The organism is Streptomyces albiaxialis, from assembly GCF_039530985.1.
Classification (GTDB): Bacteria; Actinomycetota; Actinomycetes; order Streptomycetales; family Streptomycetaceae; genus Streptomyces; species Streptomyces albiaxialis.
Map to the genome: position 1 here is coordinate 342635 of NZ_BAAAPE010000005.1, position 12591 is coordinate 355225.

Here is a 12591-nt window from a genome sequence, read left to right on the forward strand (position 1 = left end):
CTCCCCACATTAGCTTGATCGCCGCGCCACCGGCGGATCGCCCTTCCGGGCGGCGGGAGGCTTCCGGATCACTGCTTGACGGCGTACGGGAGGACGCTTAGCTTGACTGATAAAACGTCATACCAGATCGTGCAACGGCCTGGTTCGAGCGCCGAGCGACACAGACCGCACCCGTGGTGCGAGGGAGTCGCCCGTCCGACCGCCTAAGGAGACCCGGTGCGGAAAAATGGGTCCGGCAAGACCAAAACCGTCGTGGCAGCAGCCGCCGGCAACTTCGTCGAGTGGTACGACTTCGCCATCTACGGCTACTTCTCGCCCGTTCTCGCCAAAACGTTCTTCCCGGACTCCGACGGGCTCACGGGGCTCCTCGCCACGCTCGCCGTCTTCGGCGCGGCCTTCGTGCTGCGCCCCGTCGGTGCGGTCATCTTCGGGCACCTCGGGGACAAGCGCGGGCGGCGCTGGGTGCTGTCGGTCGTCATCCTCACCATGGCCGGTGCGACGACGCTGATCGGCGCCCTCCCCTCGTACGACTCGGTCGGGGTGCTCGCCCCGATCGCGCTGACCGTGCTGCGGCTCGTCCAGGGGCTCTCGGCGGGCGGCGAGTTCGGCGGCGCGGCGTCGCTGCTGTTCGAGCACGCGCCGGAGCGGCGGCGCGGGCTGTTCGGTTCGGCGCAGGCGGCGAGCATCGCCGTCGCGCTCGCCGTCTCCGCGGGCCTGGGCACGGCCCTCACGGGGTGGATGAGCCACGACTTCCTGTACTCGTCGGGCTGGCGCATCCCCTTCCTGCTGGGCCTGCCCCTGGGCGTCGGCGGCTGGTACATCCGCAGACACGTCGAGGAGACGCCCCAGTTCACCGAGATGCGGGAGCAGGGCGAGGTGGCCGACAGCCCGGTGAAGGACGTCTTCCGGGGCCACTGGCGCATGATCATCGCGGGCACCGCGGCGATCGTCTCGTGGACGGCGGGCGGCTACGTCACGCTCCAGTTCCTGCCCACGTTCTTCGACGGGGTGCTCGACCGGAGCCTCTCCGAGGGCCTGACGGCCTCACTGGTCGGACTGACGGCGTACGCCGGGTTCATCGTGCTGGGCGGGTGGCTCTCCGACCGGTACGCGCGCTGGAAGGTGATGGTCACGGGGGCCGTCGCGCTGGGGGCGCTCGCGGTGCCGTGCTATCAACTCCTCATCCGGGGCGGCGCGTTGGGCATCGGCGTGGCCGTCTTCCTCTTCGCCGCCTCCCTCGGACTGACGGCGGGGCCGACGCCCGCGATGCTGTCCGAGCTGACGCCGGGCAACGTCCGCAACTCGTATCTGTCGATCGTCTACTCGATCGCCAACGCCGCGTTCGGCGGCTTCGCCCCGTACATCGTCACCGCCCTCATCGACTCCAGCGGCAACCGGCTCTCCCCCGCCTTCTACCTCATCGGCCTCGAAGCGGTCGCGGTCGCCGGGCTCGTCGGCATCGCCGTCCACGTCCGCAGGCGCGCCGCCCGCCCGGAGGAGCCGGAGCCCGCGCCGGTCCCGGTCTAAAGGGTTCGGCCTTCAGCGCGCTCCCTCGTCCGGGGGCGCAGGGGGAACGGCGTACGGCTGTGGGTCCGGGTGGCCGACGGGGTGCCGTCCGGGGCGTGGGCGTCGGCGAGCCGGTTCAGGGCGGCCTTGGTCGGTGAGTGGGACGGGGCGGAGTAGCTGGCGAAGGCGAGGTCGGGGTCGCCGTCCGGGCGCATGACCTCCAGCTCCATCTCCAGCGTGCCGACCAGCTCGTGGTGGAGGCGTACGCGCTTCTGCGGCCAGTTGTAGATGGGGTGCTCGGCCCAGAGCCGGCGGAAGTCGTCGCTGCTGTCCAGGAGTTCGGTGACGGCGGCGGCGATGTCCGGGTCCTCGGGGAAGCGGCTCCAGCACAGGCGCAGGTAGCCGATCTGGTACCGCGCGGCGCGGTCCCACTCGCCCGCGTCGCTCAGCCTCGTCCGGAGCGCCGTGTCGAGGAAGATCGCGTGTGTCCAGGTACGCCGGCCCGGGGGCACCGTGTCGAAGTCGAACAGGGTCAGTGCGGTCAGCCGGTTCCACGCGAGCGCGTTGCCGTAGCGGCCTGTGACGTAGGCGGGGACGCCGGTGACGGCGTCGACCAGGTGCTTCAGGTTCTCCAGCGCTCCCCGGGCGGGGGCGCCGGGGGTGGTTTGCGGCGGCTGGACGAGGTTGTGCAGGTATTCGCGCTCGTCGGTGCACAGCCGCAGGGCCGAGGCGACGGCGCCGAGGACCTCGGCGGAGACGTGGGTGTACTGGCCCTGTTCCAGCCGGGTGTAGTGGCTGATGCTGACACCGGCGAGCTGGGCGAGTTCCTCGCGGCGCAGTCCGGGGACGCGGCGCCGGTCGTCGAAGAGGGGCAGGCCGACGTCCTCCGGGCGCAGCCGGGCGCGGCGCGATCGGAGGAAGCCGCTCAGCTCGGTGCGTCGGTCCATCCTGCGGAAACTACGCATCCGGTTACTGGGTGTCAACAAATGCCGAGAGGTCGGCGAGCGTACGGAAGGCCGCCCGTGCCGGGGGCGAGGGTTCCGCGTGGTGCAGCAGGAGCCGGTTTCCCGAGCGGTCGGAGAACTCGACCAGCTCGAAGGCCAGGGGCAGGGTCCCCACCAGCGGATGCCGGATCTGCACCTTCCCGTAGCTGCCGTACCGGTGCGGGGGGCGCCTCCACAGCGCCGCGAACTGCCGGCTCCCGGCCGTCAACGCGTCGACGAGCACGGCGAGTCCGGGGTCGTCGGGCTCGCGGGCGAGGGACTGGTGGAGGAAGGCCACCGTGCGCCGGGCCTCGATGTCCCACTGCGGGTAGAGCCGCTGTGTCTCCGGGTCGAGGAAGAGCTGCGCGGCGAGGTTGTGCGGCGGCCGCCTTCGGTCACGGAGCGTGGATACGGAGGGTTCCAGGTGCCCGGCGAGCAGGGCGTGGGCCGCCCGGTTCCAGGCCAGGACGTTCAGCCCCGGGTCCAGCACGGTGGCCGCCGCGCCGTCGATGGCCGTGACGAGGGTGGCCAGTTCCGGGCGCAGCCGGGGGTACGTCCCGCCCGAGGTGCCGTGGGCCGGTGGTGCGTGCCGGATGAGCGCGAGCAGCCGCAGCCGTTCCTCCGCGTCCAGGCGCAGGGCGCGGGCCAGGCGTACGGCGGCGCCGGGCGTCAGGCGCCCGTACTGTCCGCGCTCCAGCCGGACGTACTGGGCGACGCTCAGCCCCGCGAGGTCGGCGACCTCCTCCCTGCGCAGCCCGGGCACGCGGCGGCGACGCCCCTGGGGGAGCCCGACGTCGGACGGCTGGAGCCGTGCCCGCCAGGCCCGCAGGAGCCCGGCCAGCTCCTCGCCCATGCGCACCTCTCTCTCCTGCGGCGGACCGCTCCGGCGCGGACCGCCCCGCGACGCCTCTCACCGACGGGTGCTACGGCAGCCGGTCCTCGTTCTCGGCGGCTGGTCAGCAGCACATGTTCCGCCGGGGCGGCGCCGCGCAGCCAGGCCCACGTGCTGCCTACTCACGGGCTGAGTACCCGCGCCCGCCTCCGGCCTCGCCCCGCCTGGGTGCTCATCGGCTGAGTAGCCAGCCCACGGGCCTGGCAAGGCCCCGCGGGCGACCACAGGCTGTCTGCGCGGCCGACAGCCCGGTCGCCCTCCCCATCCCGCATCCCGCATCCCGCATCCCGAAAGGAGTGACCATGCGCGTCCTCATCGCCGGGGCCACCGGCGTCATCGGCTCACGCCTGGCACCGCTGCTCCACGCGGCCGGACACGACGTCGTCCCGGTCTCACGCAGGCACGGAGTCGACGCCCTGGACCGGGACCGGCTCACCCGGGCCGTCCACGACGCGCGACCCGACGCCGTGGTCAACATGCTCACCGCGATCCCGGCCGCCGTGAACCCGCGCCGCCTGGCACGCGACTTCGCCGCGACCAACCGCCTGCGCACCGAGGCCACCCGCACCCTGAACGCCGCGGCGCGGGAGGCCGGTGCCACGCGGATCGTCGCCCAGGGACTCGCGTACGGCTACCAGCCGGGCGACGGGCTCGCCGACGAGGACGCGCCACTGTGGCTGGAGCACACCCCCAAGCAGTTCGCGCCGAACCTCGACGCCCTCATCGAGCTGGAACGGCTCACGACGGAGACGGAGGGGACGGTGCTGCGCCTGGGCCATCTCTATGGACCGGGCACCGCGTTCGCCGCCGACGGGTCGTACGTCCAGGCCGTACGCGCGGGCAAGCTTCCGCTCGTCGGCTCCGGCACGGGGGTCTTCTCCTTCACCCACACCCACGACGCGGCCGCCGCGATCGTCGCGGCCCTCGACGCGGACGTCACCGGACCCTTGAACATCGTGGACGAGACCCCGGTGACCGCCGCCGAATGGATCCCCGCCCTCGCCGCCCTGCTCGACGCACCGGCACCGAAACGCGTCCCGGCACCACTGGCGCGCCTCGCCATCGGCGGCTTCGGCGTGGCCTTCATGAACGACCTGCGCGGCGCCGACAACAGCCGCGCCAAGCAGCACCTGGACTGGCGCCCCCGCCACGCCTCCTGGCACGAGGGCCTCACCGCCGAACTGCGCACGCACTCCGCCGCCTGAGCCCTCCTCTCCGCTTCGTCCAGATCCCATGTCCTGTCCCTGCAAAAGGAGACCACCGTCATGACCAACGTCGTCGTCATCCACTACTCCTCCACCGGCAACGTCCACACCATGGCCAAGGCCGCCGCCCAGGCCGCCGGGAAGGCCGGTGCCGACGAGGTGCGGCTGCTGAAGGTCGCCGAACTGGCCCCCGCCGCCGCCATCGAGAGCGACCCCGACTGGGCCCGGCACACCACCGCCACCGCCGAGGTCCGCGAGGCGACCGTGGCCGACGTGGAGTGGGCCGACGTCATTCTCTTCGGCACTCCGACCCGGTTCGGCCTGCCCGCCGCCCAGCTCAAGCAGTTCATCGACACCACCGGCGGCCTGTGGGCCCGGGGCGGGCTCGTGAACAAGGTCGTCTCCTCGTTCACCTCGACCTCGACGTGCCACGGAGGGCAGGAGAGCACGCTCCTGGCGCTCAACAACACCTTCTACCACTGGGGTTCGATCATCGTCCCGCCCGGCTTCGCCGACCCCGTCCAGTTCGACGCGGCCAACGGCAATCCCTACGGCGCGAGCAGCATCTCCGGCAACAGCCCGGCCAACGTCGCGGAGGCCAATCTCGCCGCCGTCGAGTTCCAGGCCCGCCGTGCCGTGGAGATCGCCGCCGCGCTGCTGCGCGGCCTGGCCACCGCATGACACCCCCGCCGCCGGATCTGCCGGTGAGGGGGCGGCTTCACCCCTTGCCGGGGGCGCCCGTACCCCGGTCGCCTTCCGTGCGCGTCAGTACCGCGCTGGTGACGAGGGCGAAGAGGTCATCGCCGTCGATGTCGTTCCGGGCCGCGCCGGAGGCCTGGGCCCGGGTGAGGAGCCGGGCACCGGCCGCGCGCAGGGTGACGCACGAGGCATGCAGGGCGGATTCCGGGTCCTCGATGGCTGCGGCCATCAGTACGGTCACCCCTCGGTACTCGGTCGTCAAGGAGCGCCCCGAGGACCTCGTCCGCGACGCCGACCTCGTCCTGGACGCCGTCGGGGGCCCCGGCAGCCGACGCTTCCTGCCCACTCTCCGGCGCGGCGGCGCGCTGTACCCGGTGTACTTCGGCGAGTTCGACGACGAGGAGAACGCGAGGCTGGGCGTCACCGTATCCGGCACGCAGGTGCGGGCGAACGGCGCTCAGCTCGCGGAATTGGGGCGGCTGATGGACGCGGGCACGATCCGCGTCGCCATCGACAGCACGTTCGCGCTCGCGGACGCCCGAGCGGCACACGAGCGCGCCTCCCAGGGGCACATCCAAGGCAAGATCGTGCTCACGGTCCCTTGAGGCGGGCCGGTGGGTCGGCGGGCCGGGGACGAGAATCCCGTACGTACGGGGAGCCGCGCGGGTTCTCGGCCACGACTTCTCCGTTCACGCCGGGCGGACCCGGGCGAGGGCTCAGTAGTGCAGGTACCCCAGCCCAGAGGAGATCTGGTCGGCGAACTCGATGACCTGGCCGGCGAGTTCGCGCTCGCGCGTGTCCAGGTCCATCGCGGAGAGGGAGCCGGAGACGGAGAGCGCGGCCACGATGTCGCCCGAGCGGTCCCGGACGGGTACGGCCAGGCAGGCGCGGCCCAGGGCGAGTTCCTCGACCTCGGTGGCGTACCCCCGGGTGCGTACGTCGTCCAGGGCGGAGCGCAGGGCCTTGAGGGTGGTGGCGGTGTGCGCGGTGTACGCGGGGTACGTCGCGCCGATCGCCGCCTCGACCTCGTCGTCCTTCAGGCCGGAGAGCAGGGCCTTGCCCATGGCGGTGGCGTGCAGCGGGGCCAGACGGCCGGTGAGGGTGAAGTTGCGGGCCGCGCGGGGGCCCTCGAAGTGGCAGAGGTAGAACATCTGGTCGCCGTGGCGCTCGGCGACGTTCGCGCCGAGGCCGGTCTCGTGCGCGAGGTTCTGCGCGACCTGGCGGGCGGCCCGGTGGACGGGAGACTGGTTGAGCGCGACACCCGCCAGGCCGACGAGGCGCGGGCCCAGGCGGTGCAGGCCGCTGCGCTCGTCGCGGGCCAGATAGCCGAGCGATTCGAGTGCGCTCACGAGGCGGGAGACCGTCGACTGGCCGAGGCCCGTCAGCTCCACCAGCTCGGCGATCCTGCGCTCGGGGTGCTCGTCCGTGAAGTGGGTGAGCAGGGAGAGGGCCCGCTCCACGCTCTGGGTCCCGGCACCGCCAGCACGAGATGTAGCATCCATATCGTGGATGCTACATCGTCGCGTGGGGCGGCGGGGCATCGCACAGGGTCCGGCCCCGGCCCCGCTACGGGCGTCCCGCCAGCGGTACCGCTCCCTCTTCCAGGACCTCGTCCAGCGCGCGCCGGGTCACCGCGTCCAGGGGCGCGGCGGGCAGCCGTACGGCGGGCGAGGCGATGATGCCGCGCCGCACCAGCACCTCTTTGTGGACCGCCCAGGCCTGGCCCGCGCGGACGCCCAGGTGGATGAGCGGCCGCAGGTCGCGGTAGCGGGCGCGGGCCTCGGCGCGCTCGCCCTTGTCCAGCGCGTCCAGGACCTCGCGCAGGACGTCGGAGAACTCGCAGGCCGGCATGGTGCCGACGGCGCCCGCCGCGTGCTCGTCCAGCAGGAACTGGGCGTTCTGGCCGCCCAGTACGGCGAAGTCCCCGGCACCGGCTCCGGCACCGCCCTCGGCTCCGATCGTCGCGACGACGGCCTCGATCTTGGCGGGCGGCGCGGGGACCTCGACCTTGACGGAGGTGACGCGCGGCTCTGCCGCGAGGGCGGCTATCTGGTCGACGCCGAGGCTGACGCCCGTGACGCCGGGGGCGTCCTGGAGCATCACGGAGGCGTCCGTCGCCGCGGCGACCTCGGCGAAGAACTCCACGGTCTGGGCGGGCGAGGGCTTGGTGAGGAACGGCGGGAGGACCATGAGGTGGTCGGCGCCGCCCTCGACGGCGCGCGCCGCGAGTTCGCGCGCGGTGACGGTGCTGGTGCCGTTGACCCCGGCGACCAGCGGCAGCGCGGGTCCGGCGACGGCGCGGACCTCGCGCAGGATCGCGGCCCGTTCGGTGTCGGTGAGGGCGAAGCCCTCGCTGGCCATGCCGAAGACGGCCAGCCCGTCGACGCCGCAGGCGAGCTGGAACTCGACCAGGGAGCGCAGGGAGGGCAGGTCCAGCTCGCCGCCGTCGGTGAAGGGCGTGGCGAGGATCGGGATGAGGCCACGGAGGGCGGGGGTCTGTGCGGTCACGGTCGGTTCTCCTGGAGAGGCGGCGGGTCAGGCGGATGCGGTGAGTTCGGCGATCTTCTCCACGTCCACGTCGATGCCCAGGCCGGGGCCGGTGGGCAGGGCGTAGCCGGTGGGCGTCGCGTCGAGCGGGGTGCGCAGGATGCTCTGCGCGACGGACAGCGAGTCGGCCTGGAACTCGAAGAACGGGCAGTCCTCGGTGGCGGCGCTGAGGTGGATGCCCGCGGCCAGGGCGACGCCGAGTCCGACGGAGTGGTGGCAGGCGACAGGAAGGTGGGCGGCGGCGGCCAGCTCCGTGATGGAGACGGCCTCGGTGATGCCCGTACGGGCGACGTCGGGCTGGGCCAGGCGCAGGGCCCGGCGTGAGATCCAGTCGGCGAACTCGTACCGGTTGCGCAGCGCCTCCCCGACGGCGACGGGGGTGGCGAGGTGCGCGGCGAGTTCGCGGTGGCCCTCGACGTCCTCGGGGGCGAGCGGCGCCTCGTAGAAGAGGGCGCCGCGGCGGTCGAGTTCGCGGCCGAGGACGAGGGCCTCTCCGGAGCGGTACGCCCAGTGGGCGTCCACGGCGATCCGCAGCCCGGGAGCGGCGGCGGCCACCGCGTCATAGGTGGCCAGGTCGGTCTCGATGCCCTTGCCGAGCGCCAGCTTGACCATCGTGGCGCCCTGCCGCTCGTAGGAGGCGGCGAGGGCCGCGCGCTCCTCGTCGGTGGGTTCGGGCAGCCCGGAGACGTAGGCGGGCACGCGGTCGCGGTGGGCGCCGCCGAGGAGTTCGGCGACGGAGAGCCCGGTGAGCTTGCCGTGCAGGTCCCACAGGGCGATGTCGACGGCGGCCATGGCGTCGGCCTGATGTCCCGTCAGATGGCCGCGCTCGCGCATCAGGTCGCGCATCCGGTGCCACAGCGGGCGCACGCGCGCGGGGTCCTGGCCGACGAGCCGGCCGGCGAGCAGCCGGTCCACGACGGCGGCCGGGATCTCCGGGCCGACGGGCGCGAGTGCCTCGCCCCAGCCCCGGCAGCCCTCGTCGGTGCGGATCTCGACCAGCAGCGTCTCGTAGCGGGCCGAGTACAGGCTGCGCCACGGCTCGCGGACGACGTATCCCCGCTCCGGGGTCAGCTCGGCCCCGTCCTCCAGGCGTCCCAGGTAGGCCCGTGGCCCGTCGAGCTTGAGTACGTGGGTCAGTACCTCGGTGATGCGGGCCATGCGGCGCCCCTCTCTCACAGTGACGTGCTGTATCCATAGTTTGCATAGCTCTTGTAAATAGAGCAAGCATGCTTAATATCGTGGCTATGTGCTCTCAACGAGGCGGCAACCAGTCCGTCGAACGCGGCGCGGCCGTCCTGCGGGCCCTGCGCCGGGGGCCGCCCGCCCAGCGGGTCTCCGACATCGCCGGGGCCACCGGCCTCAGCTTCTCCACGGCCTCCCGCCTCCTCGCCACGCTCGAAGCGGCGGACCTGGTCCGGCGCGCCCCCGACGGCCAGGGCTACGGGCTGGGCCCCGAGGTCCTCGCGCTGGCCGGGGCGGCCCTCAACCACCACACCGTCCACCGGCAGGCACGCCCCGTCGCCCAGCGACTCGCCTGGGAGCTGGGGCTGGGCGCCATGGCGCTCCACGAGCGCGCGGCCGCGCTGGGCCGACGGGTCGTCGAGGCCGCCGACACGGTCAGCCTGGCCCTCGGCCACACCCCCGCCCCGCTGCCACCGCCCCGGAGGGCCGAGCACCCCTCCTGACCCGAACCGACCGGACGCCCGAACCGCCCCCGTCCCCACCCCGTCCCCACTCCGACCGCACCCACGCGAGGCACCCCATGCCAGAGCAGAGCACCCTGTCCCCCGACCCCGCCCCTGGCCCCGGCCCCGGGACCGGCAGCGGCACCGAGCCCGGCTCGGCCACGCCGTCGCGCCGCGTCCTGATCGCGGGCAGCATCGGCAACTTCGTCGAGTGGTTCGACATCGGCATCTACGGCACGCTCTCGTCCGTCATCGCCGGGAACTTCTTCGCCCACGGCGACCGCACCGCCGCGCTCCTGTCGACCTTCGCGATCTTCGCCGTGGGCTTCGCCATCCGCCCCGTCGGCGCCCTCTACTTCGGCCCGCTCGCCGACCGCGTCGGCCGCAACCGGGTCCTCGCGATCACCGTCCTCGTGACCTCGGCGGCGACCTTCGCGATCGGCGTGCTGCCCACGTACGCCACCGTGGGCACGCTCGCCCCGCTGCTGCTCGTCCTGGCCCGGCTGGTCCAGGGCTTCGCGGCGGGCGGCGAGACGTCCAGCGCCGTCAGCCTGCTCTTCGAGTACGCGCCCCGTAACCGCCGGGGCTACTACACGAGTTACGGGGCGGCGCTCGGCTTCGTCGCGTTCGTCTGCGGCGCCGGTGTGGCCCTCGTGCTCTCCCTCGCCTTCGGGGACGACCAGATGAGCGCCTACGCCTGGCGCATTCCGTTCCTGCTCGCCCTGCCGCTGGGCGTCGCGGGGCTCTATCTGCGCCTCAAGCTCGACGACACGCCGGAGTTCGTCCGCATGGCGAAGGCGGGCGAGGTCGCCGAGGCGCCCATGAAGGAGACCTTCCGCACCAGCGGCAGACCCATGCTGATCCTGGCCGGGGTGATCGTCCTCAAGGGCGTGGCCCACTGGATCCTGCAGACGTTCATGGTCAGCTATCTCAGCGACACCATGCACTTCAGCCGGACCCAGTCCTTCGCCGCCTCGACGGTCTGCATGGGCGCGGTGGCCGTCCTCATCCCCTGTGCCGGGCTGCTCTCCGACCGGGTGGGCCGCAGGCCGCTGCTCATCGGCGGCGCCGTCGGCCTGATCGTCCTCGCCTGGCCGAGCCTGCTGCTGATGTCCTTCGACAACGCGCTGCTCGCGGTCGCCGCGATGGTGCTCCTCGGCCTGCCGATCGCGGCGTACGACGGCGCGGCCAACGCCAGCATGGCCGAGCTGTTCCCGGCCCGTATCCGCACGGGCGCCATCGCCATCCCGTACAACATCTCGGTCAGCCTCTTCGGCGGCACCGCGCCCTACATCGCGACCTGGCTGGTCAGCTCCACGGGGTACGACCTGGCGCCGTCCTACTACTTGATGTTCGCCGGGCTGCTCACGCTCGTCACCGTCGTGCTCGGGGTCCGCGAGACGGCGGGCCCGCGCGCGGAGAAGACGGTGACCGGCTGATGTCCCGTCCCACATCCACGCCCGCGCCCTCGGGGTTCGCCGAGGCCCTCGAACGGCACGGCCTGGTCGCCATCCTGCGCACCCGCCGCCCGGCGGCACCCCTGCTCGACGTCGTGCGGACCCTCGCCGACGCGGGCGTACGCCTCGTCGAGATCACCGTCCCGACGCCCGGGAGCCTGGCGGCGCTCCGCCGCGCGGCCGAGGAGTTCGACGGCGCCGTGCACCTCGGCGCGGGCACGGTCACCACCGTCGCCGAGGTGGGCGCCGTCCGCGAGGCGGGCGGCGGCTTCGTGGTGAGCCCGCACACCGACCCCGGGATCGTCCGGGCCGCGGGCGACGCGGCGCTGGGCAGCCTGCCCGGCGCGCTGACCCCGACCGAGATCCTGCGCGCGCACCGGGCGGGGGCCACCGCGGTCAAGGTGTTCCCCGCCGCGCGCCTGGGGCCGCCGTACATCGCGGACGTACGCGCCACCCTGCCCGGCATCCCCCTGGTGCCCACCGGCGGGGTGACGGCGGCGGACGTCCCCGCCCACCTCGCGGCGGGCGCGACCGCCGTGGGCGTCGGCTCGCCGCTGCTCGGCGACGCCCTGGAGGGCGGCTCCCTGCCCGAACTCGCCGACCGCGCACGGCATTTCGCCGCGCTGGCGAGTGCCCGGTGAGCGCCCGCGCGGCGGGGGCCGCCGAACTGACCGTGCTCGGGGAGACCATGGCGGCCCTCGCCCCCGACCACGTCGGGCCGCTGCGCCACGCGCGCGCCCTGGGCCTGTCGGTGGCGGGCTCGGAGTCGACGGTGGCCGTCGGGGTCCGGCGGCTGGGCCACCGCGCCGCGTGGATCGGCCGGACGGGCGACGACGAGCTGGGCCGCCTCGTCCTCACCCGGCTGCGCGGCGAGGACCTCGACGTCCACTCCGTCACCGACCCGCTGGCCCCGACCGGCCTGATGCTCAAGGAGCGGCCGTCCGCCGGACAGGGCCGGGTCCACTACTACCGCGCGGGCTCCGCCGGTTCCCGCCTCTCCCCCGCCGACCTGCCGTACGAGGTCCTGGACCGCACCCGCGTCCTGCACTGCTCCGGCATCACCCTCGCGCTCTCCGCCGACGCGCGCGACGCCGCGCACGCCGCGATGCGTCGGGTACGCGCCGCGGGCGGCACGGTCTCCTTCGACCTCAACCACCGGGCGCGCCTGTGGCACGAGGACGAGGCACGCGCGGCCTGGCGGGCCGTACTGCCGCTGGCTGACGTGGTGTTCGCGAGCGCCGACGAGGCGGCGACACTGTGCGAGGCGCCCGCGACCGACCTCGCGGAACTGGGCCGCGCGCTGTGCGCGTACGGGCCGCGTACGGTCGTGGTCACCGACGGGGCCGAGGGCGCCGTGTCCGTCTCCCCCGCCGGAACGGTCCCCGTGGCGGCCGTTCCCGTCACCGCCGTCGACCCGGTGGGCGCGGGCGACGCGTTCGTGGCCGGATACCTCTCCGCGCTCCTCGACGGCCTGCCGGAGGAGCGCCGGATGCGTCGCGCGGCGGCCGTCGCGGCGCTGTGCGTGGCCACCGAGGGCGACTGGGAGGGCCTGCCGGAACGCGACCGGCTGGAAACGGCGGGGGCGGAGGCCGGAGCGGTGGCCCGCTGACGGACTCC

The 12591-nt window shown here is 73.7% G+C and carries 12 protein-coding genes and 2 pseudogenes; 8 read left to right on the top strand and 6 right to left on the bottom strand.

The annotated features are described in order from the left end of the window. The first annotated feature begins 252 nt into the window (after positions 1-252). Positions 253-1527, top strand: a complete 1275-nt coding sequence (locus ABD343_RS09540; protein ID WP_344526124.1) for an MFS transporter — start codon at positions 253-255, stop codon at positions 1525-1527. On the opposite strand, the gene ABD343_RS09545 is transcribed toward ABD343_RS09540, so the two are convergent. Next, the gene (locus ABD343_RS09545) at positions 1524-2453 is read right to left on the bottom strand and encodes a helix-turn-helix domain-containing protein (RefSeq protein ID WP_344526126.1); all 930 of its coding nucleotides are present in this window, start codon (positions 2451-2453) and stop codon (positions 1524-1526) included. The genes ABD343_RS09540 and ABD343_RS09545 overlap by 4 nt on opposite strands. A gap of 22 nt (positions 2454-2475) precedes the next feature. Beyond that, the gene (locus ABD343_RS09550) at positions 2476-3342 is read right to left on the bottom strand and encodes a helix-turn-helix domain-containing protein (protein WP_344526416.1); all 867 of its coding nucleotides are present in this window, start codon (positions 3340-3342) and stop codon (positions 2476-2478) included. Between the two features lie 341 nt (positions 3343-3683). Here ABD343_RS09550 and ABD343_RS09555 point away from each other — a divergent pair, with 341 nt between their 5' ends. Continuing rightward, positions 3684-4586, top strand: a complete 903-nt coding sequence (locus ABD343_RS09555) for an NAD-dependent epimerase/dehydratase family protein (RefSeq protein WP_344526128.1) — start codon at positions 3684-3686, stop codon at positions 4584-4586. A gap of 60 nt (positions 4587-4646) precedes the next feature. Next, positions 4647-5267, top strand: coding sequence for an NAD(P)H:quinone oxidoreductase (wrbA, locus tag ABD343_RS09560; protein WP_344526130.1), 621 nt, complete (start codon positions 4647-4649; stop codon positions 5265-5267). A 37-nt stretch (positions 5268-5304) separates the two neighbouring features. On the opposite strand, the pseudogene ABD343_RS09565 reads toward wrbA, so the two are convergent. After that, positions 5305-5544, bottom strand: a pseudogene (locus ABD343_RS09565) (SbtR family transcriptional regulator); the annotation flags it as partial. 1 nt (position 5545) lies between these two features. Here ABD343_RS09565 and ABD343_RS09570 point away from each other — a divergent pair. After that, a pseudogene (locus ABD343_RS09570) lies at positions 5546-5890 on the top strand (zinc-binding dehydrogenase); the annotation flags it as partial. 111 nt (positions 5891-6001) lie between these two features. Here ABD343_RS09570 and ABD343_RS09575 read toward each other — a convergent pair. The 3 genes from ABD343_RS09575 to ABD343_RS09585 all read right to left on the bottom strand — a co-directional run bounded on the left by ABD343_RS09575 (position 6002) and on the right by ABD343_RS09585 (position 8990). Continuing rightward, on the bottom strand, positions 6002-6787 hold the full coding sequence (locus ABD343_RS09575) for an IclR family transcriptional regulator (protein WP_344526131.1): 786 nt from the start codon (positions 6785-6787) through the stop codon (positions 6002-6004). A 64-nt stretch (positions 6788-6851) separates the two neighbouring features. Continuing rightward, positions 6852-7793, bottom strand: coding sequence for a dihydrodipicolinate synthase family protein (locus ABD343_RS09580; protein ID WP_344526132.1), 942 nt, complete (start codon positions 7791-7793; stop codon positions 6852-6854). A gap of 27 nt (positions 7794-7820) precedes the next feature. After that, positions 7821-8990 carry a mandelate racemase/muconate lactonizing enzyme family protein gene (locus ABD343_RS09585; RefSeq protein ID WP_344526134.1) on the bottom strand — a complete coding sequence of 390 codons (1170 nt, stop codon included), beginning with the start codon at positions 8988-8990 and terminating at the stop codon, positions 7821-7823. Positions 8991-9076: 86 nt separating this feature from the next. On the opposite strand from ABD343_RS09585, the gene ABD343_RS09590 reads away from it, so the two are divergent. From ABD343_RS09590 to ABD343_RS09605, 4 genes are all read left to right on the top strand, one after another. Then, positions 9077-9517 (top strand): helix-turn-helix domain-containing protein, encoded by a 441-nt coding sequence (locus ABD343_RS09590; protein ID WP_344526136.1) that lies wholly within the window; start codon positions 9077-9079, stop codon positions 9515-9517. A gap of 77 nt (positions 9518-9594) precedes the next feature. Beyond that, positions 9595-10956 (top strand): MFS transporter, encoded by a 1362-nt coding sequence (locus ABD343_RS09595; RefSeq protein ID WP_344526138.1) that lies wholly within the window; start codon positions 9595-9597, stop codon positions 10954-10956. Continuing rightward, positions 10956-11615: a bifunctional 4-hydroxy-2-oxoglutarate aldolase/2-dehydro-3-deoxy-phosphogluconate aldolase gene (locus tag ABD343_RS09600; RefSeq protein WP_344526140.1), complete on the top strand. Its 660-nt coding sequence runs from the start codon at positions 10956-10958 to the stop codon at positions 11613-11615. The genes ABD343_RS09595 and ABD343_RS09600 overlap by 1 nt, the downstream gene beginning before the upstream one ends. Beyond that, on the top strand, positions 11612-12583 hold the full coding sequence (locus tag ABD343_RS09605; protein WP_344526142.1) for a sugar kinase: 972 nt from the start codon (positions 11612-11614) through the stop codon (positions 12581-12583). Before ABD343_RS09600 ends, ABD343_RS09605 begins: the two co-directional genes overlap by 4 nt. The last annotated feature ends 8 nt before the right edge of the window (positions 12584-12591 follow it).

What these genes read in the sequence shown, in the direction of transcription:
- ABD343_RS09545 (WP_344526126.1), bottom strand. Translation starts at nt 2,453, where the DNA reads ATGGACCGACGCACCGAGCTGAGCGGCTTCCTCCGATCGCGCCGCGCC.
- ABD343_RS09550 (WP_344526416.1), bottom strand. Translation starts at nt 3,342, where the DNA reads ATGGGCGAGGAGCTGGCCGGGCTCCTGCGGGCCTGGCGGGCACGGCTC.
- ABD343_RS09555 (WP_344526128.1), top strand. Translation starts at nt 3,684, where the DNA reads ATGCGCGTCCTCATCGCCGGGGCCACCGGCGTCATCGGCTCACGCCTG.
- wrbA (WP_344526130.1), top strand. Translation starts at nt 4,647, where the DNA reads ATGACCAACGTCGTCGTCATCCACTACTCCTCCACCGGCAACGTCCAC.
- ABD343_RS09575 (WP_344526131.1), bottom strand. Translation starts at nt 6,787, where the DNA reads ATGGATGCTACATCTCGTGCTGGCGGTGCCGGGACCCAGAGCGTGGAG.
- ABD343_RS09585 (WP_344526134.1), bottom strand. Translation starts at nt 8,990, where the DNA reads ATGGCCCGCATCACCGAGGTACTGACCCACGTACTCAAGCTCGACGGG.
- ABD343_RS09590 (WP_344526136.1), top strand. Translation starts at nt 9,077, where the DNA reads ATGTGCTCTCAACGAGGCGGCAACCAGTCCGTCGAACGCGGCGCGGCC.
- ABD343_RS09595 (WP_344526138.1), top strand. Translation starts at nt 9,595, where the DNA reads ATGCCAGAGCAGAGCACCCTGTCCCCCGACCCCGCCCCTGGCCCCGGC.
- ABD343_RS09600 (WP_344526140.1), top strand. Translation starts at nt 10,956, where the DNA reads ATGTCCCGTCCCACATCCACGCCCGCGCCCTCGGGGTTCGCCGAGGCC.